The organism is Sinorhizobium sp. 8-89 (genome assembly GCF_030124325.1).
Taxonomy (GTDB): domain Bacteria; phylum Pseudomonadota; class Alphaproteobacteria; order Rhizobiales; family Rhizobiaceae; genus Sinorhizobium.
The window spans coordinates 56,739-74,512 of the sequence record NZ_JASKLR010000025.1 but is presented as its reverse complement, the minus strand read 5'-3'; the positions used below and the strand labels follow the sequence as shown (position 1 = coordinate 74,512).

General features: G+C 63.3%; 18 protein-coding genes and 1 pseudogene. 8 read left to right on the top strand and 11 right to left on the bottom strand.

Going from position 1 to position 17,774, the window contains the following annotated elements; translation table 11 throughout:
* The 7 genes from QN219_RS28240 to QN219_RS28205 all read right to left on the bottom strand — a co-directional run.
* Nucleotides 1-913, bottom strand: a 913-nt coding sequence (locus tag QN219_RS28240; RefSeq protein WP_284003598.1) for a methyltetrahydrofolate cobalamin methyltransferase, incomplete at its 3' end; no start/stop codon positions are given.
* 234 nt (nt 914-1,147) lie between these two features.
* Nucleotides 1,148-2,239: a methylenetetrahydrofolate reductase gene (locus QN219_RS28235; RefSeq protein WP_284003597.1), complete on the bottom strand. Its 1,092-nt coding sequence runs from the start codon at nt 2,237-2,239 to the stop codon at nt 1,148-1,150.
* Nucleotides 2,236-2,823 carry a methylenetetrahydrofolate reductase C-terminal domain-containing protein gene (locus QN219_RS28230; protein ID WP_284003596.1) on the bottom strand — a complete coding sequence of 196 codons (588 nt, stop codon included), beginning with the start codon at nt 2,821-2,823 and terminating at the stop codon, nt 2,236-2,238. The genes QN219_RS28235 and QN219_RS28230 overlap by 4 nt, the downstream gene beginning before the upstream one ends.
* On the bottom strand, nt 2,816-3,118 hold the full coding sequence (locus QN219_RS28225) for a virulence factor (protein WP_097524965.1): 303 nt from the start codon (nt 3,116-3,118) through the stop codon (nt 2,816-2,818). Before QN219_RS28225 ends, QN219_RS28230 begins: the two co-directional genes overlap by 8 nt.
* A gap of 1,282 nt (nt 3,119-4,400) precedes the next feature.
* Complete coding sequence (locus QN219_RS28215; protein ID WP_284003593.1) at nt 4,401-4,598, bottom strand: hypothetical protein; 198 nt, start codon at nt 4,596-4,598, stop codon at nt 4,401-4,403.
* A 27-nt stretch (nt 4,599-4,625) separates the two neighbouring features.
* Nucleotides 4,626-5,339 carry a formyl transferase gene (locus QN219_RS28210; RefSeq protein WP_284003602.1) on the bottom strand — a complete coding sequence of 238 codons (714 nt, stop codon included), beginning with the start codon at nt 5,337-5,339 and terminating at the stop codon, nt 4,626-4,628.
* A gap of 263 nt (nt 5,340-5,602) precedes the next feature.
* Nucleotides 5,603-6,223, bottom strand: coding sequence for a DUF1638 domain-containing protein (locus QN219_RS28205; RefSeq protein ID WP_284003592.1), 621 nt, complete (start codon nt 6,221-6,223; stop codon nt 5,603-5,605).
* 39 nt (nt 6,224-6,262) lie between these two features.
* Between QN219_RS28205 and QN219_RS28200 the strand changes: the two genes are divergently transcribed.
* On the top strand, nt 6,263-6,421 hold the full coding sequence (locus QN219_RS28200; protein WP_284003591.1) for an entericidin: 159 nt from the start codon (nt 6,263-6,265) through the stop codon (nt 6,419-6,421).
* A gap of 115 nt (nt 6,422-6,536) precedes the next feature.
* Here QN219_RS28200 and QN219_RS28195 read toward each other — a convergent pair whose 3' ends face one another.
* Entirely contained in the window at nt 6,537-7,235 is a 699-nt protein-coding gene (locus QN219_RS28195; RefSeq protein ID WP_284003589.1) for a B12-binding domain-containing protein, read from the bottom strand.
* 524 nt (nt 7,236-7,759) lie between these two features.
* Between QN219_RS28195 and QN219_RS28190 the strand changes: the two genes are divergently transcribed.
* The 5 genes from QN219_RS28190 (at nt 7,760) to QN219_RS28170 (ending at nt 13,768) form a co-directional block, all read left to right on the top strand.
* Nucleotides 7,760-9,334, top strand: coding sequence for a trimethylamine methyltransferase family protein (locus QN219_RS28190; protein ID WP_284003588.1), 1,575 nt, complete (start codon nt 7,760-7,762; stop codon nt 9,332-9,334).
* Nucleotides 9,335-9,441: 107 nt separating this feature from the next.
* Complete coding sequence (locus QN219_RS28185; RefSeq protein WP_284003585.1) at nt 9,442-10,140, top strand: ferredoxin; 699 nt, start codon at nt 9,442-9,444, stop codon at nt 10,138-10,140.
* 255 nt (nt 10,141-10,395) lie between these two features.
* Entirely contained in the window at nt 10,396-11,163 is a 768-nt protein-coding gene (locus tag QN219_RS28180; protein ID WP_284003584.1) for a phosphodiester glycosidase family protein, read from the top strand.
* Between the two features lie 77 nt (nt 11,164-11,240).
* Nucleotides 11,241-11,768 (top strand): RNA polymerase sigma factor, encoded by a 528-nt coding sequence (locus QN219_RS28175; RefSeq protein ID WP_284003583.1) that lies wholly within the window; start codon nt 11,241-11,243, stop codon nt 11,766-11,768.
* Nucleotides 11,769-11,770: 2 nt separating this feature from the next.
* A complete protein-coding gene (locus QN219_RS28170; RefSeq protein ID WP_284003582.1) occupies nt 11,771-13,768 on the top strand; it encodes a VWA domain-containing protein in 1,998 nt (665 codons plus the stop codon).
* A 189-nt stretch (nt 13,769-13,957) separates the two neighbouring features.
* Here the strand turns inward: QN219_RS28170 and QN219_RS28165 are convergent, their stop codons facing one another.
* Nucleotides 13,958-14,302, bottom strand: a complete 345-nt coding sequence (locus tag QN219_RS28165; RefSeq protein WP_284003581.1) for a hypothetical protein — start codon at nt 14,300-14,302, stop codon at nt 13,958-13,960.
* A gap of 130 nt (nt 14,303-14,432) precedes the next feature.
* On the opposite strand from QN219_RS28165, the gene QN219_RS28160 reads away from it, so the two are divergent.
* Both QN219_RS28160 and QN219_RS28155 read left to right on the top strand, forming a co-directional pair.
* Nucleotides 14,433-15,071 carry a transcriptional regulator gene (locus tag QN219_RS28160; protein ID WP_284003580.1) on the top strand — a complete coding sequence of 213 codons (639 nt, stop codon included), beginning with the start codon at nt 14,433-14,435 and terminating at the stop codon, nt 15,069-15,071.
* A gap of 57 nt (nt 15,072-15,128) precedes the next feature.
* The gene (locus QN219_RS28155; RefSeq protein ID WP_284003578.1) at nt 15,129-16,280 is read left to right on the top strand and encodes a pyridoxal phosphate-dependent aminotransferase; all 1,152 of its coding nucleotides are present in this window, start codon (nt 15,129-15,131) and stop codon (nt 16,278-16,280) included.
* Nucleotides 16,281-16,362: 82 nt separating this feature from the next.
* Here the strand turns inward: QN219_RS28155 and bmt are convergent, their stop codons facing one another.
* Nucleotides 16,363-17,382: a betaine--homocysteine S-methyltransferase gene (gene bmt / locus QN219_RS28150; protein ID WP_284003576.1), complete on the bottom strand. Its 1,020-nt coding sequence runs from the start codon at nt 17,380-17,382 to the stop codon at nt 16,363-16,365.
* Nucleotides 17,383-17,523: 141 nt separating this feature from the next.
* Nucleotides 17,524-17,774 (bottom strand): annotated as a pseudogene (locus QN219_RS28145) (hypothetical protein); the annotation flags it as partial.

Here is a 17,774-nt window from a genome sequence, read left to right as displayed (position 1 = left end):
GTCCGCCGCCGCCAGCCGGCGCCGCAGCGGCGACCGCATGGCCGCCTTCGGCCGGCTTGTGGTCACGATAGGTCATGATCCAGTTGGTGCAGTTCGCGTCCGTGCCGTTCAGCACGTTCGCGGCGCGCACGGCCTCCATTTCCTGCGGACGGCAGGGATTCATGATCGCCGAGGTCATGCCGGCGCCGATCACCATCGGGATGAAGCCGGCATTGATGCCGTGGCGATGCGGCAGGCCGAAGGAGATGTTGGAGAGGCCGCAGGTGGTGTTGACCTTCAGTTCCTCGCGCAGGCGGCGCAGCAGGGCGAAGACCTGACGGCCCGCATCGCCCAAGGCGCCGATCGGCATGACGAGCGGATCCACGACGATATCGTGCGGCTTGATGCCATGATCCATGGCGCGCTCGACGATCTTCTTGGCGACGGCGAAGCGGACGTCCGGATCCATGGAAATGCCGGTCTCGTCGTTGGAGATCGCGACGACCGGAACGTCGTATTTCTTGACGAGCGGCAGGATCGCTTCGAGTTTCTCTTCTTCGCCCGTAACGGAGTTCACCAGCGGACGGCCCTTGGCGACGCGCAGACCCGCCTCGATCGCGGCGGTGACGGAACTGTCGATCGACAGCGGCACGTCGACGAGGCCCTGGACGATCTCCAGCGTCTTGACGAGGAGCGGCGGTTCGGTCTCATTCGGGTTGACGGCGGTGACGCCAGCATTGACGTCGAGCATTGTCGCGCCGGCGGCGACCTGCTCCAGCGCGTCCTTGATCACGGTGTCGAAGTTGCCTTCGATCATCTCGGCGGCGAGTTTCTTGCGGCCGGTCGGGTTGATGCGTTCGCCGATGACGCAGAAGGGTTGGTCGAAGCCGATGACGATCTCTCGGGTGGCGGAAGCGACGATGGTGCGGGTCATGTAAGATCCTTTGATCCTGAGCGTGAGGCTTTGTAGTAGGCCCCGTCTTCGTTTGTAAGGCGCTGCACGGGCCGAAGCGCCGGTTTTCCTCTGATTATCGAACGGGAGTGGCCCCGGCGTCCTAGATCACGATGATTTTGGGTCGAATCGACCCAAAATCATAAACGTGATCGATTCCAATAAGTTAGAGTGGAATGCGGGCGGAAAACCGCTCACACTTTTCCTCATCCCGCTCTAGTGCGGATGGTGCGCCGCGGCCTCCGCCATTTTCTCCTGGTTCTCCTCGATGCCCTCGCGGATGTGTTCGAGCCGCTCGGCAACCATCGCGTCGCTCGGCAGGCTTTCGCGTTTCCAGGGCCTGCGGCCCTTCAACACGCCCGAGTCATGCACGATCTCGGCGACATATTCTTCCTGCCGATAGGCCATGACGTGAACGCCCGAGACGCCCTCGATCTCCTTCACCTCGTTGATGATGTCGATGCAGAGCTGCTTGCCTTCCTTCTTCTGGTCCTGCGCGCCTTCGAGACGCGCAATGACGCTATCGGGAATATGGATGCCCGGCACGTTGGAGCGGATCCAGCGGGCGGTCTTGGCGGAGGCCATCGGCCCGACGCCGACGAGGATGAAGCACTTCTCGTGCAGACCGAGATCGCGCACCTTCTTCATGTATTCGCGAAACATCGGCACGTCGAAGCAATACTGGCTCTGCACAAACTGCGCGCCGGCCTCGATCTTCTTGGCGAGCCGGTACGGGCGGAAATCGTAAGGCGGCGCGAAGGGGTTGATCGCAGCGCCAAGGAAGACATGCGGCGGCGTCGTCAGCTTGCGGCCGGAGAGGAACTTCGAATTGTCGCGCATGATGCGGACAGTCTCGAGCAGCGACATGCAGTCGAGGTCGAAGACCGGCTTTGCACCCGGCTGGTCGCCGGCCTGCACGCCGTCGCCGGTCAGGCACATGATGTTCTGCACGCCCATGGCGGAAGCGCCGAGCACGTCGCCCTGGATGGCGATGCGGTTCTTGTCGCGGCAGGCAATCTGCATGATCGGCGCGTAGCCCATGCGCGTGAGAAGCGCGCAGATGCCGACCGAGGACATATGGCAGTTGGCGCCGGAGGCGTCGACCGCGTTGATGCCGTCGACCCAGCCGTCGAAGACCGCCGCGCGCTCGTAGACGTCCTCGGGATTGGCGCTGTCCGGTGGGTTGAGTTCGGCGGTCACGGCAAATTCGCCGCGGCGCAGTACACGCTCCAGCCGTCCGCGTGAGGAATGGCCGGGCAGGGGATCGAGCGGGGCGCCCGGATCCTGAGGATTGATATCCGGGCTCATTGCTGCGGGCCCTCCTTCTTCGCTGCTTCGCGGGCGGCCGCGGCTTCCGCCGTCACCCGCAACCACGACGACGTTTCGCGCAGCGACTGGTTGACCGGTTTCTGCACATTCATGATTGCGTCACCCTTCACCATGTTCTGCGAGCCCTTCCACGCCTGCACCCAGACGCAGGGCATGTCCGGCTCCACCTCGCAATTGCCGTTGGCGCGCACGCCGCCGCAGGGGCCGTTCCGGAGCTGCTTCGGGCAATTCATCGGACAGGACATGCCGGTCGAGGACAGCGCGCACTGGCCGCACATGCGACAGTCGAAGAGGAAGCCCTTGACGTGGCGCTCGACGAAGGTCACCGGCCGTTCAACGCGGCCGTAGCCGATCGCGTTCCACAGCGGATGAAGCAGCAGGAACACGTCGGCGAAGCGGTTGTAGAACCATTCGAGAAAGCGCGAATTGCGCACCGCCCAGAGTCGCACCGTATATTTGTGGCGCGAGCGCCGGCTCGGCGACACGCCCTGGGGCGTATAGGCGCCAGTCGCGGCCTTCTTGGCGGGCTGAGCGTTGCCGGTGACGACCTTCGGGTCAGGCATTGTCCCGGCCTCCGGCCTTGACGAGCGCGACCAGCCGCTCGCGGTCATAGGCGGCTTCCAGTTCCGCCGCCGCCTTGTCGGCCTCCGCTTCCAGGTCGTCGGAGACCGGAATCGGATCGGCCTTGCGCCATTCGGCAAGGTAGTCGTCGGTCTCGGCGGCGCCGGTGCGCATCGCGCACATGTCGATTGCCTCGGTGAAGCGCAGCGAGAGTTCGCGCTTGGCGCTCTTGCGACCCTGTTTGATGATGACCTGGGCGGGAATGTCGCGCCAGTAGACGATGATGCGATCTGCCATGGGATTCTTCTTCTCCTCAAGAGCCGACAATGCGCATGTCCATGCGCGGTGGCTCACCTTGCCACGACGTCGGATATGTCCAAAAACGACGCTCCCCAGCCGCGCATCCGGGCGGGCGCGCATTCGTCGCGAATGCACCGGCGCGCCGTGCTTTCAGCGGGCCGGTCACGCGCCGGCGGCTATCGGTACAAGCCTTATGGAAAAGCTTGGCGGCGCTTTGCGGGCCGCAGCTCGCATGGAGAGAACACATCGCGCGCAAAGGCGCACGCGGAACAGTGGACTGTCTCGCTCGTTTAAAGCCCGAGGATCCTCGGCATGCGTGACGCAAATTTGCTACAGATCGTGGTCCTGGCGATCATCGTCGCCGCCCTGGTGTTCGCCGTCGTGGCGCTCATCGAGTGAGATCGTCGCCCGCCGTTCCCTAGAGCATCCCGCTTTCAGGTGGAATCACGGAAAGCGGATAATATTCTCTAGAATCAAAGTGCTAGCGCACGGCGCCCTAGTAGCCCGAGCTCCCGCTTCCCTGTGCGCCACCGCCCGTGCCCCCGCCGCTCGGGGAGCCGGTACTGGCGGACGGAGGGGGAGGCGTGCTGGCGTTTTGACTGGTCTGACTGGTGGTGCATCCCGCAACCGCCAGGAGCGCTGTCGCAATCGCGACGACAAGAGTTTTGCGGTCCATCGTATTCTCCAATCATGAAGGCTATGGCGAGCCTTTGGATCACGACGATTTGGATCGAAGCAATCCAGGCAGCTTTGAGCGGAACGCGGCACGAAAAACCCGCCACACTTCCTCATCCTCTTTGATGTTCCGCCACTTGCTGGTCAAAAACATGGCACTACAGCGCCGCGCGTCTTACCAGACGCGCAAAGGACGCTGTAGCACTTTGAACTGCTGCAGGTTTATTCTTAAATCCGCTCTGATTTAAGGGAAACATGCGACTGTGAAGGCGGCACGCCTTCGTGATCGCCGCGTCCTCGCGATGGGGTTGATTTCGCCACGAGGTGCATCATCTCCTTGGGATCGCGCGCAGCGCGAGTTCATTCCGGAGATGGCCATGTCCAAAGTCGTGATCGCAATGATGTGCCTCGGGCTTCTTGCGCTTTCGTCTTGCGCAAACACTGCTCGGGGTTTCGTGCAGGACAGCACTCAAACAGGCCACGCCGTCGACAGCGCCACCCATCGTGTACTCAGGGCAGGCGCTCGGTAGAGGCCGGATCGGCGCGTTCGCATGAAGGCAACGCCGGAGGAATTTCAGGCAGAGCGCTCGGCCTGTCCCTGCGACTACGCCGCGTTCTCGACAGCTGTCGCCATGCGATTCCGGTCAAGTTCGACCAGCACCTTGACGGCCGCCTCCGCTTCCTCTTCGGTAAGACCTCCAAGGATCTGATCGGCGAACACCACAGGCACGCCGGTCACATTGTCCCATACCGTCCAACGATCGGTTGGATCGAGAACGAGTTCATAGCGCTCTTGTGACATTTGTGTTCTCCTCACTTTCTCACCTGATTACCAGATTCGGCGCCACGCGCCATTCCAAACCCAGGTCCAGAGCGCCGGATGGTACCATTGCCGCGACGCGGCTGCGACATCGATCGGCTGGAGATTCCCGGCAAGCGCGTCTTCGACAGCCTGGATGGCGATCCCGGTCGAGGCGGCGGTCTGAAGCAGCGGATAGGTGTGCATCGTATCGGCCCGCGTCGGCACCTGCCGGGATTGATAGAGGATGGCACCGGTATCGACGCCTTCGTCGACGAGGTGGACGGTCGCGCCGAAGTTTTCGAGGTCGTTGTTGACTCGCGCCCAGTAGCCGCCCATCAGGCCACGATATTGCGGATTGATGCCGGCGTGGAAATTGAGAACCGGGCAGGGGATCGCCGCAAGGGTCTCCGGCTTCAACATGCGGCAACTGATGAGGAAGACGACGGCGGGACGAAGGGCGACAAGCCGCGCGCGGCCTTCGGCGTCGTTGATCGAGGCGACATGGTGCACCGCGACCGATGGGTTGGGCGCGGTCAAGACGCCGTGCTCACGGATGATCTCTTCCGCCCGACAGCGGATGAAGCGTTTGCCGAGACGGGACGCGATCATCGTCGCCAGTTGCCCAGACGCTGTGGGCCAACCAAGCTTTCGTGCCCGCCGCTTGAGGAAGACCGCCTTCGACTCCGGCTGCTCCTGCAGCACCACCACATCGGCGAAATGCGCGGCGAGCGCATTGATCATGATATTCGGATTATCGCCGCCTGCCGTCACCACAACGATGCGTTCCGACGCCGCGGAATACTCTCTCCCTTTGCTTGCCCCAGCGGTCACACAGGTCTCCCGGCGCATTCACCATGAATACCCGACCGTTAGAGCATGAGGCTTAAGCATCAGTGTATCGGAGACCTCGCTGATTCCGCGGTCACCCTGTCCGCCCACTGCATGTGGCGTTAAATCCTAGCCGATTTAAGGAAGCATGCAGCCGCTACAGCGTTGGAGCGATTTCAGGCCTCGATAAGCGACCGGGTCAGGTCGCCGTAGCCGGTAAAGCGGTATTCATATTCGAGGCCGAGTGTGTCGGCGGCGCGGCGGGCCTTTTCCTGGAGCGCTGTGTCCTCCACCTGCGAGAGGTAGACGAGCTTGCGGTAGTGGCCGAAATACATGTCGCGCAGTTCGGGGTGGCGGTCGAGGCCGAGTGGTTCGATGACGAAGGCCTCGAACTGGCGGGCGAGAAAATCGGTGAGGAAGAAGGCGCTGAGGTCGTCGTCCCAGCGCTTTGCGAAATCGGCGTTACCGGCGAAGAAGGAATAACAGTGCGGACCGGGGATGCGTGTCACACCTTCCTCCTCGCAAAGCCGGTCGAGTTCACCGCCGGTGCCGCAATCGGCATAGGCGATGAAGATGCGTTCGAAGCCGTTTTCGCGCGCCCGGGCGATCGCCTCGCGAAGACCCGGTGTGATTTTTTCCGGGGTGTTGTGCCAGATCGCGGGCAGGCAATGGAGATCGATGTGATCGAGCCCGTTGGTCTTGCAGATCGCAAGAATTTCGCGCGCGATCGCTCCACAACCAATCACGTGAACTTTCTTCGGTTGTGCACGTTCTCTTGCCGACGGTCTCTTTTCCATCTTTATTCCGCCTTGCAGCAACATGAAGGAATCATGGTCATGACAACAAAAGCTCTCGCGATGATCGGCGCTGTTCTCTTGGCGCTGACAACTCTGAGTTCCTGCGCCAACACGATCCGCGGCATGGGGCAGGATACTGCAAATACCGTGAACGCAACACAGGGGGCCGGCAACAGAGTCGCCAAGGCCGCCAACTGACGGCTCGACGGGCGCGCGCCTGACAAAGGCGCCATTCCTCGCTGCCCCTGAATATAGGTAAGCCGGCTGCGGTCTTCATCCGCGCAGCCGGCTTCCTTTTTAAAGACCTTAAGCCTTAGCCGGCGGCAAGCCGGTTGTGCTTGCGCTTCATGAAGTCCTTGGCAGTCTCGACGGCGACGGCGGCATCGCGGCAATAGGCGTCCGCGCCGACAGCCTTGCCGAATTCCTCGTTGAGCGGCGCGCCGCCGACGAGGACGACGTAGTCGTCGCGCAGCCCCTTTTCCTTCATCGTGTCGATGACGACCTTCATGTAGGGCATGGTCGTCGTCAGCAGCGCCGACATGCCGAGGATATCCGGCTGCTCGCGTTCGATCGCTTCCAGATAGTTCTCGACTGGATTGTTGATGCCGAGGTCGACGACGTCGAAGCCGGCACCCTCCATCATCATGCCGACGAGGTTCTTGCCGATATCATGGATGTCGCCCTTGACGGTGCCGATAACCATCTTGCCGAGCTTCGGCGCGCCTGTTTCGACGAGCAGAGGACGCAGGATCGCCATGCCGGCCTTCATCGCGTTCGCCGAAAGCAGAACTTCCGGCACGAAGAGAATGCCGTCGCGGAAGTCGATACCGACGATGCGCATGCCTTCGACGAGCGCCTGGGTCAGGATGTCGTAGGGCGTCCAGCCGCGCTTGAGGAGGATGTTCGTCCCATCCTCGATTTCCTCCTTGAGACCGTCATAAAGGTCGTCATGCATCTGCTGCACGAGTTCCTCGTCGGAAAGGTCCTCGAGAATGATTTCGTCGTCTGCCATAGTAGGGTTCCTCGGTTCCTGGCACGGTAGTCTTCGCGCGGTGATCTGGCACGATCGGACACGATCCGGACGCGTTGCTCATCCTTAGCGGCCCAAACCTAAAAATCTCTTTTTGAAAGCGACGTCGCATATGATGAAAAGCGACGGCGCCGCCGGTTCGTCCGCGCATTCATAGTCCTATCGCATCTGGGCCGCATTCGTAATCGGGCGGCCGGTAAAATTCTGCAACAGTTCAAGATGTTACATTGGGCGCCGTCGGCTTCCTGCAACGGCTTTCCTGCGCTGTGCGCCCAATTTCACCCCATGCCGGGCCTTGACGGGTGTCAAGGTTGAGTGTCTGAGATGCGCCACGTCTTGGCGCATTGAGACCCGTACCGGTTCGGCGGCTTGGTAGCATTAGCCAAAAATCGATCCCGGTGCATGGTTCCGACAGTTGGTGTCGACCTTCCGAAGGAATATGCGCCACTTAATCAAAGCGTTGCCGCGTCCCTTGCATAGAGGCGCGGCGGGAGAGGAAAGAGCGAATGAGCGACGTGACAGAACAAGGCGCGGTCGAAGGTGGCGGACGCCGCGCGCGTGGCGAGGGACGGGGGGCGGCGGCGCGCCGGGCATCCCGCACCGGCGGTGGGCCGGGACCGTCTCTTCCCTATATCCAGCGCAAGATTCGCGAATACGAGGTGCTCGACGAGGAAGGCCTGCAGCTCATCGAGCGTAATGCCGATAAGGTTCTCGAAGAAATCGGCATCGAATTCCGCGACGACGCCGAAGCGCTCGATCTCTGGAAGGCAGCCGGCGCCGACGTGCGGGGCCAGCGCGTTCACTTCCCGAAGGGGCTCTGCCGCGAACTGCTGAAGGCCGCGCCGTCGAACTTCACCTGGCATGCGCGCAATCCCGAGCGCAGCGCCCATGTGGGCGGCAAGGCGACGATTTTCGCGCCGGTCTACGGACCTCCCTTCGTCCGCGACCTCGACGGCAACCGCCGCTACGCGACGATCGAGGATTTCCGCAACTTCGTGAAGCTCGCCTATATGGCGCCGTCGATGCATTCGTCCGGCGGCACGGTCTGCGAGCCGGTCGATATTCCGGTCAACAAGCGCCACCTCGATATGGTCTATAGCCATATAAAATATTCCGACAAACCGTTCATGGGATCGGTCACCGCGCCTGAGCGCGCCGAAGACACGATCGCCATGGCGAAGATCGTCTTCGGCGACGACTTCGTCGAGAAGAACACGGTGACGCTGAACCTTATCAACGCCAACTCGCCGATGGTGTTCGACGAGACCATGGTGGGCGCGCTCAAGGTCTATGCCCGCCACAACCAGGCTTGCGTGCTTTCGCCTTTCATCCTGTCCGGTGCAATGAGCCCGGTGACCGTCGCCGGTACACTCACGCAGATTCTGGCCGAAGTGCTCGCGGGTGCCTCGTTCACGCAGCTCATCCGCAAGGGCGCGCCGGTGCTTTTCGGCACCTTCGCCGCCTCGATCTCGATGCAGTCGGGCGCGCCGACCTTCGGTACGCCGGAGCCGTCGCTGGTTTCCTACGGCGCGGCGCAGCTTGCCCGCCGTCTCGGCCTGCCGTTCCGTACCGGCGGCTCGCTCTGCGGCTCGAAGGTTCCGGATGCGCAGGCCGCGCATGAATCGGCGAACACGCTGAACATGACGCTGCTTGCCGGTACCAACTTCGTGCTCCATGCGGCCGGCTGGCTCGAAGGCGGCCTCGTCTCGTCCTATGAGAAGTTCATGATCGACCAGGACCAGCTCGGCATGATGCAGAAGATGGCCGAAGGCGTGGATCTTTCCGAAAACGCCCAGGCGCTTGACGCCATCCGCGAAGTCGGCCCCGGCAGCCATTATCTCGGCTGCGCCCATACGCAAGCCAACTTCCAGACGGCCTTTTATCGCTCGCCACTCGCCGACAACAACTCCTTCGAACAGTGGGAAATCGAAGGCGAGAAGCGGATCGAGCAGCGTGCCAACGCGCTCGCCCGGTCCTGGCTCGAACATTACGAAGCACCGCACCTCGATCCTGCAATCGACGATGCGCTGAAGGAGTACATCGCCAAGCGCAAGGATTCGATGCCGGACGCCTTCACCTGAAAGGCTCCCGAGCGAGCCAGGGAGCAAGGCGGCAGGGCGCAGGTGGCCGACATGATCCAGAAGGACGTCTGGCGCCCGCATTACGAACTACACGGGCCGAAACCGAAATGACGGTTCCATCGGCGGACCAATTGCTTGAAACGATCCGTGCGGCGCTCGCGCCGCACGGTCTTTTTTTGCGCGGGACGGTGAATTTTGCAGCCGGCGAGGCTGCGCCGACGTGCGGGGATGGAAAGCCCGCCGCGAGCGTGGTGCTCATCGGCAATATCGGCGGTTCGCTCTGGGAGCCTTTCACCCGGTGGAGGGAGCGCGAACCGGACCGCGGCGGAGCTGACCCGCTCGACAATTGGTCGAAACAGGCGATCCATCCGGTGGCCGGGGCGACGGGTGCCACGGCCTATTTCCCCTCCGATCCGCCTTGGCAGCCCTTCCAGCAATGGGCGATGCGCGCCGAGGGTATGAAGGCCTCTCCGCTCGGCATTCTGATCCATCCTCGCTTTGGCCTCTGGCACGGTTACCGCGGCGCGCTCGGCTTCGATCGAGAGCTGCCGCAGACGGGCAGCGTTTCGGCTGGTCATCCTTGCGATGCCTGTTCGGAAAAGCCGTGCATTTCCGCCTGTCCGGCCGACGCTTTGGCCTCCGGTACGTTCCATGTCGCCCGTTGCCGCACGCATCTGAGGACGCAGACGGGGGCAGGCGGTTGCCTCATGCAAGGATGCATTTCGCGCGATGCCTGTCCGGTGGGGCGGGACCACCTCTATTCGGCGGAGCAACTGCGTTTCCATATGGCGGCACTCAGTCCCTAGACACGGCGATGACGGTGGTTGTGTCAGATCGAAGATTGTCCCGATTCCGGGTTGTGAACGACACTCAAAGTCTACCGCGCCGCAGACGCGGCGCCGCTCGACTCCTGTGACGAGCACAGGAGTGACAGGAATCCGGCCACGGCGCGTCCGCGCCGCGATTGACCTGGCGACCAGGAGATCACCCGGAAGTCGCGCATCAAACCGCCGCAATCCATGCGATGCTGTGCCTCACGATTCCATTCGGGACCTCGAACCATGCCGTTGTTTCCCAAAGCCTTTCTTGTCGGTGCCGCCCTGCTCACGGCCGGCTTTGCCAAACCGGCGCCAGCCGAGCCCGCGGGCGCCGTTTGCCGGAATGTCAGCCATCTCGGCGGCGACTATCTGGTCTGCTCCTTCGATCCGACGGCGAGCGACATTCGCCTCTACAACAAGGACCAGGCGGGCGTGCCGTTCAGATCCTTTAAGGCGCTGTCGCTCGACTTGCGTCAACGCGACGAATATCTCGTCTTCGCCATGAATGGCGGCATGTATCATGAGGATCTTTCGCCCGTCGGCCTGCATGTGGAGGAGGGCGTGGAGCAGGCACCGCTCAACACCAATTCCGGCTGGGGCAATTTTCACCTGCTGCCGAACGGCGTCTTTTATCTGGCGGACGGCAAGGCGGGGGTCATGGCGGCGGAGGCCTTCCGCGCCGCCGGCATCAAGCCGCGCTTTGCGACGCAATCAGGACCGATGCTGGTGATCGACGGCGCCCTGCATCCGCGCTTCCTGCCGAACAGCGACAGCTTGAAGACCCGCAACGGCGTCGGCGTGACGACCAGGGGCGAGGTGGTCTTCGCCGTGTCGAAACGCCCGGTGCGCTTTCACGACTTCGCGACACTGTTTCGCGACGCGCTCGATTGTCCGAATGCGCTCTTCCTCGACGGTACGATTTCGAGCCTCTATGCACCGGACATCAACCGTTACGATCGGCTGTTTCCGCTCGGCCCGATCATCGCCGTCGTCGGCCGGTTTCCGCGATAAAGTTTTTGTGGGCGGCACCCAAGGAATGACGGCCGACGGACGTCTAACGGGAAAACAGGTCGAAAGCGGGCACGGACTTGGACGCAGAACTCGTTGAACGGGCGGTGAGGGGCGACAGGGAGGCGTTCGGCCTTCTGGTCGAGCGCCATTATGATTTCGTCCATGCGGTCGCCTGGCGCTGGGCGGGCAATGGGGCCGATGCGGAAGATATAGCGCAGGACGTCTGCATTCACCTCGGCTCGGCGATTCGCGGTTTTCGAGGCACCAGCCGTCTCCGCACCTGGCTCTACACGCTGACGCTCAACGCCGCGCGCGACCACAGACGACGGCAGGTGCGTGATGCGCGCAAGATGCAGGCCTATGCATCGGATCAAGCGGCGCAGCGTGTATCCGACGGGGAGAACGACGACCGGCAGGAGGTGCTCTGGGCGGCTGTGCGGGGGCTGCCGGAAAAGCAATGCGATGCCGTCCTGCTCGTCTATGCCGAGGGCTTGAGCCATGCCGCGGCGGCCGACGTGCTCGGCTGCTCCGAAACGACCATCTCCTGGCATGTTCATGAGGCGCGCAAGCGCCTGCGGACATTGCTCGGCAAGGAGGCTGTGTGATCATGACCGACGATTTCAAAACGCTTGCCGGAAAGCTGCCGCCGACGCCATCGAGCGAGGCGCGGGCGCGCGCACTCGCCGCCGCCATGGAGGCCTACGACGCGGCGGCGGAAAATTCGATCGCTACCCAAGGATCGGTGACGCCCGGGCGTCCAAGCTCCATCCTCAACCGGATATGGAGGCCCATCATGAACCGGAAACTGCTTGCCGGATCGGCACTGGCAACGCTCATCGTCGTGCCTGCCGCCGCCTTCCTGAGCTTGGAAATGATCCGCAACGATCGGCCGCTCGAGGCGGAAACCGAGATTGCCGCGAAAGTGGAGCCGAAGCCGGCTGCGCCCGCGGCGGACAGCAGTGCGTCGCTCGCGCGCTCGCAGGCCGCCGCAAAACGCGCCGAGAAGGCGGAAACCGAGGCATCGGTGGCCGCGGAAGCCGACGCGATGGCGAGCCAGACGGCCGCCGACGCAGCGGCGCCGAGCACCCTTGGCGAGGCGGTCGGCTTTGCAACGCGCGGGCAGACGGAGATCATGCCGGCGCCGGCTGTGCCGAGCGATATTCTCCCGCCGCCGGTCGAGAATCGCGAACGCTTCGGTAACGCCGATGCCAATCCGGTGAAGAGCGTTGCGACCGAGCCGGTCTCGACCTTCTCCGTCGATGTCGACACGGCTTCCTATTCCTTCGTCCGCCGCTCGCTGATGGCGGGCGAGATGCCCAATCCCGATGCGGTGCGCGTCGAGGAGATGGTCAACTATTTCCCCTATGATTGGCCGCGCCCGGCGTCGGCCGCCGAACCCTTCAAGGCGACGGTCACCGTAACGCCGACCCCGTGGAACGCGGACACGCGCCTCATGCATGTGGCGATCAAGGGCTATGAGGTCGTACCGGCCGAGGCGCCGAAAGCCAATCTGGTCTTCCTCATCGACGTTTCCGGCTCCATGGACGAGCCGGACAAGCTGCCGCTGTTGAAGAACGCATTCCGGCTGCTCGTCGAAAAGCTGAAGCCCGAGGACACCGTTTCGATCGTCACCTATGCCGGAAACGCCGGCACCGTGCTCGAACCGACGGCGGTCAGGGACAAGGCAAAGATCCTGGCTGCAATCGACACGCTGACGCCCGGCGGCTCGACGGCCGGGGCGGCCGGTATCGACGCGGCCTATCAGCTGGCCGAAAGAGCCTTCGTAAAGGGCGGCGTCAACCGCATCCTGCTGGCGACGGATGGCGACTTCAATGTCGGTCCGTCGAGCGATGAGGAGCTGAAGCGGCGCGTCGAGGAGAAGCGCAAAACCGGCATCTTCCTCTCGGTTCTCGGCTTCGGCCGTGGCAATTACAACGACGCGTTGATGCAGACGATCGCCCAGAACGGCAACGGCGTTGCCGCCTATATCGACACGCTGGCGGAGGCGCAGAAGACGCTGGTCGAGGAAGCGGGCTCGTCGCTCTTCCCCATCGCCAAGGACGTCAAGCTGCAAGTGGAGTTCAACCCTGCCGCGATCGCCGAATATCGCCTCATCGGCTACGAGACCCGGGCGCTGAAACGCGAGGATTTCAACAACGACCGCGTGGATGCGGGCGATATCGGCTCCGGCCACAGCGTTACCGCAATTTATGAAGTGACGCCGAAGGGAAGCCCGGCCGTCCTCAACGACGACTTGCGCTATGCAGCCGCGGAGAAGCCTGCCGCTGGCGCGCCTTCACGTGCGAACGAGCTCGCTTACCTCAAGATCCGCTACAAGAAGCCGGACGGCGACAAAAGCGAGCTGACCACCACGCCGGTCACGGAGGCGAATGCCGCGCCGCTCGCTGACGCCCCGGCGGACGTCCGCTTCTCGTCCGCCGTCGCCGCCTTCGGCCAGAAGCTTGCGGGGAATGCGGCGCTTTCCGGCTATTCCTATGCGGCGATCGCCGATCTCGCGGCCGCCGCCAAAGGGGCCGACCCGTTCGGTTACCGCGCCGAGTTCGTCAATCTGGTGCGCCTCGCCAAGGGGCTTGCTCGTGAATAATTGATGGATGGTCGCCACCCGCCTGGCCGGCACCTTCTCCCCGTGAGGCGGGGGGAAGGGATTCGCGGCGGCGTTTCCCGGTCCTCATTCCTACGCTCGTCACTCGGGATCGAGCAGCGGTCCAAGTCGGCGGCGCGGAAGACTACATCGCCAGTGCCATAGGGCCGAGGCTCGAGCGCGACGACAGCCTCAAGCCTTAAACGCCCGCTGGAGTCCCCCGGACCGCGTCAATCCCGTCTTGAACGCCTGATAGGCCGGATGCTGGCTCGAGCGCGCGGCGTCCATGAGGCGCATCTGCAGGCGGCCGGGTGCCTCGTTGCCGAGCCATTCGCCGAGTTTTTCGAGCTTCAACGAATTCAGGAAGCGCGCCTCAGCGGCGAGATCGAGATGGCGATGCAAGCCTTCGATCAGGTTTTCGTCCTGCTCGGAGCTTTCCATCAGCAGCCTGACGAAGGCCTGGTCGGTCTCGCCGAAGCTCGAAAGCTTGGCGGCTGTCGTGTCCCTGTCCGGAAAGGCTGCTGGCCCGGCATCCATGGATTGTCTCTCCCCTCGAATCGAACGTGCTATCGGGGATAGGACAGCCGCCAGCCGTCCGCAAGAAGGTGTCGAAATAGACAATACGTCTAACATTGACAAAACACCCAAATATGTTGATGTGGGTGTCATGAATATCGAGCCGACCATCCCCTTCTGTCTCGCCACGCACGCACCATCCGCCGCTGCGATCAGTGCGCTGCTTTACCCTCATGCGGAGGTCGTCCTGCACGATCTTGCGACGGGTCGGATCGCCGGCATCTGGAACGCCTTTTCAGGCCGTGCCGCCGGCATGGAGTCGCTGATCGAGGAGGAGTTCGGCAAGCGCCCTGGCAACGAAACCGTGCTCGGCCCCTACGAGAAGGTCGGGCCTGACGGCCGGCGGCTGAAATCGGTCTCGGCCGTGCTGCGCCACGCCGACGGCAGTGCCGCAGGGCTGCTCTGCATCAATCTCGACGTTTCGCGGATCGATGACGCGGTGAAATTGCTGGCGGCCTTTGCGGGCACATCGGAGCCACGGCCGCAGGCGCTGTTTTCCCGTGACTGGCGGGAGGAAATCAATGCCGCGCTGCATGGTTGGTTGAAGGCGAGGGGGCTTGCGCTTTCGGCCATGAAGCGCGCCGACCGCGTCGCCCTTGTCGCCGCTCTCGAAGAACAGGGTCTCTTCAGGACCCGCAACGCGGTCGACCACCTCGCGAGCCTCATCGGGGCCTCGCGCGCTTCGATCTACAACTACCTCGCGGCCGCACGGCGCGGCGAGACCGCCTGAAGTTCCGATACGCGACCGCTTCGCCAGCGAAGCCTGCGCTCAACAAGGACAATCGACATGACGACCCTGCCGGCCTTCCGCCTCGAAACCCATTTTTCGCGCTGGGAATTCACCGCACGCCACCACATGACCGCGAGCGACAGCGAAACCATGACGATGGCGGAACTGCTTTCCCTCGCCGATGATGCCGATCGGGAGGCCTGGGAGCAACTGACGCTCGGCTATACCGAAACCCATGGCGCGCCGGCACTGCGCCAGGCGATCGCCGCGACTTACGAGGGGCTCGATGCCGGCGATATCCTCTGCTTTGCCGGTGCCGAGGAGGGGCTCTATTGCGCAATGCTCGCTCTGCTCGGGCCTGAGGACCACGCCATCGTGACGGTGCCGAACTACCAGTCGATGGAAACCCTGCCGGTGACCATCGCCGCTTCGGTGACCGGCGTGCCGTTGCGGCCGGAAAACCATTGGCAGCTCAATATCGCCGATGTGCGCGCGGCGCTGAAGCCGAATACCAGGCTCGTTGCCGTCAACTTCCCCAACAATCCGACCGGTGCGATTGCTGATCAGGCGACCTTCCGGGCGCTCGCCGATCTCTGTGCCGAGCGCGGCATCCATCTCTTCAGCGACGAGGTCTATCGCGGGCTGGAGCGCGATTCGGGTAAGCGCCTGCCGCAGGCGGCCGAGCTTTTCGAGCGCGGCGTATCGCTGAACGTCATGTCCAAGGCCTATGGTCTTCCGGGCCTCCGAATCGGCTGGATCGCCTGTCGCGACCATGCGCTTCTGCAGCGCATGGAAGGCATGAAGCACTATCTCTCGATCTGCAACTCCCGGCCGTCGGAGGTTCTCGCGACGATTGCGCTGAAATCGCGGGCGCGGATCCTCGATCGCAACCTGGCGCTCTGCACGGCAAACCTCGCAAAGCTCCAGGCTTTCTTTGCCGAATTTCCGGATCTCTACGAATGGCGAGCGCCGGATGGCGGCTGTGTCGGTTTCGCCCGCTATCTCGGGGCGGACGGCGTCGAGGAACATTGCCGGCGGCTGGTCGAGGACTCGGGGGTGCTGCTTCTGCCATCCAGCCTCTTCGCCTCCGATCTCCTCCCGGTCGCGGCAGACCGCTTCCGCGTCGGCTTCGGCCGCAAGAATATCGAGGTCGGGCTGGACGCCTGGCGCAGCCATCTTCGCGACGGTGCAGCACGCCGTAGCGCCTGACCTTTCGCCGAAGAACAAAGAAAACGCCCCGGGCGTTCCGCTCCGGAGCGTTTGTCGTTTAGCGCCGTGCTGCTTCGGCTTCTCAGGCGCGGCGGCGACCGCCGCGTTCGCGGGTCGGGGCGGAGGCGCCCTCGTTGGCGGTCTTGTTCCGCAAGGGTCCGATCTTTTCAACGATCACGTCGAGCGTCGGGCGTTCGCCCCTGGCGTGATTATCGAGCGCGAGACGCATCGCGGCCAGGTGATTGCAGGTAGTGCCGCAGCAGCCACCGATGATCTTCGCGCCGGCGTCGACCGCCAGCCGCACATATTCCGCCATCAGCGGCGGCGTGCCGGAATAATGAATTTCGGAGCCGCGGAATTCCGGAATGCCGCAATTGCCCTTCACGACGACGGTCGCCTCCGGAGCGTCCGCGGTCATGTCGAGCAGCGAGGACAGGATGTCGGAGGCGCCGACACCGCAATTGGCGCCGACGGCGATCGGACCTTGGCCGATGTCGCCGGCGACAGCGTGAATGTCCTTGGGGTGAAGACCCATCATCGTCTTGCCGGCTGTGTCGAAGGAGCCGGTATAGACGTAAGGGAGGCCGACCTTGGTGGCCGCTTCGGCCGCCGCGCGGATTTCGTCCGGCGAGGACATAGTCTCGATCCAGGCGACTTCCGCGCCGCCCGCCTTCAGGCCCTCGATCTGTTCGGCGAAGGCTGCGACCGCATCTTCATAAGAGAGCGCACCGAGCGGGATCAGCAATTCGCCGGTAGGGCCGACGGAGCCCGCGGTGATGACCTTGCGCGGCGCCTTGTCGGCAACGGCGCGGGCGATCTCGGCGGCGCGCTTGTTGAGCGCATGCACGCGGTCCTCGGCCTGATGCAGCTTCAGGCGATGACGCGTGCCGCCGAAGGAATTGGTGAGAATGATGTCGGCGCCGGCATCGACGAAATCCTGATGCAGCTTGGTGATGCTTTCCGGCTTCGCCTCGTTCCAGAGCTCCGGCGCTTCGCCGGCTTCGAGGCCCATGGCGAAGAGCGACGTCCCGGTCGCACCGTCGGCAAGCAGGACACCCTTCTGGGCGAGGAGATCGGAAAGTGCATTGGCGGAAACGGACATCGGTTTTTCCCGGCTGAATGAAATTGCAATAAGATATAAAGATATCTTTATGTGATTGCAACCAACTTCGCAGACGCGTGGCGGAAAAGTCGGAAAGCCGGCCTCAGAGCTGTCATGCGCCGGGCCATGGCTGCGCGACATTCATGGCAGGCCGTCTGCCAGAAGGGCGGCAAGGTCCGTCGCGGGCTTGCCGGCGTTGGCCCGCACGCGCAGGCTGAATTCGGCGACGGGCAGGGGCGGCAGGTCGAGGTGCGTGGGGGCGGGCGCCATTCCCGGCCCCAGGAACCGCGCCGTGCGCGTCGTGACGGCGATGCCGCTCACGACCTTCGACCTGCCGATCCTGAGATCGAGGCGAACTCTCGGATGGGAGCGGGCGAAGCGGCGCAGGAGGT

Coding starts and splice junctions, on each gene's coding strand:
- QN219_RS28235 (WP_284003597.1), bottom strand. CDS start 2,239: ATGAGCCCGGATATCAATCCTCAGGATCCGGGCGCCCCGCTCGATCCC.
- QN219_RS28230 (WP_284003596.1), bottom strand. CDS start 2,823: ATGCCTGACCCGAAGGTCGTCACCGGCAACGCTCAGCCCGCCAAGAAG.
- QN219_RS28225 (WP_097524965.1), bottom strand. CDS start 3,118: ATGGCAGATCGCATCATCGTCTACTGGCGCGACATTCCCGCCCAGGTC.
- QN219_RS28215 (WP_284003593.1), bottom strand. CDS start 4,598: ATGTCACAAGAGCGCTATGAACTCGTTCTCGATCCAACCGATCGTTGG.
- QN219_RS28210 (WP_284003602.1), bottom strand. CDS start 5,339: ATGATCAATGCGCTCGCCGCGCATTTCGCCGATGTGGTGGTGCTGCAG.
- QN219_RS28205 (WP_284003592.1), bottom strand. CDS start 6,223: ATGGAAAAGAGACCGTCGGCAAGAGAACGTGCACAACCGAAGAAAGTT.
- QN219_RS28200 (WP_284003591.1), top strand. CDS start 6,263: ATGACAACAAAAGCTCTCGCGATGATCGGCGCTGTTCTCTTGGCGCTG.
- QN219_RS28195 (WP_284003589.1), bottom strand. CDS start 7,235: ATGGCAGACGACGAAATCATTCTCGAGGACCTTTCCGACGAGGAACTC.
- QN219_RS28190 (WP_284003588.1), top strand. CDS start 7,760: ATGAGCGACGTGACAGAACAAGGCGCGGTCGAAGGTGGCGGACGCCGC.
- QN219_RS28185 (WP_284003585.1), top strand. CDS start 9,442: ATGACGGTTCCATCGGCGGACCAATTGCTTGAAACGATCCGTGCGGCG.
- QN219_RS28180 (WP_284003584.1), top strand. CDS start 10,396: ATGCCGTTGTTTCCCAAAGCCTTTCTTGTCGGTGCCGCCCTGCTCACG.
- QN219_RS28170 (WP_284003582.1), top strand. CDS start 11,771: ATGACCGACGATTTCAAAACGCTTGCCGGAAAGCTGCCGCCGACGCCA.
- QN219_RS28165 (WP_284003581.1), bottom strand. CDS start 14,302: ATGGATGCCGGGCCAGCAGCCTTTCCGGACAGGGACACGACAGCCGCC.
- QN219_RS28160 (WP_284003580.1), top strand. CDS start 14,433: ATGAATATCGAGCCGACCATCCCCTTCTGTCTCGCCACGCACGCACCA.
- QN219_RS28155 (WP_284003578.1), top strand. CDS start 15,129: ATGACGACCCTGCCGGCCTTCCGCCTCGAAACCCATTTTTCGCGCTGG.
- bmt (WP_284003576.1), bottom strand. CDS start 17,382: ATGTCCGTTTCCGCCAATGCACTTTCCGATCTCCTCGCCCAGAAGGGT.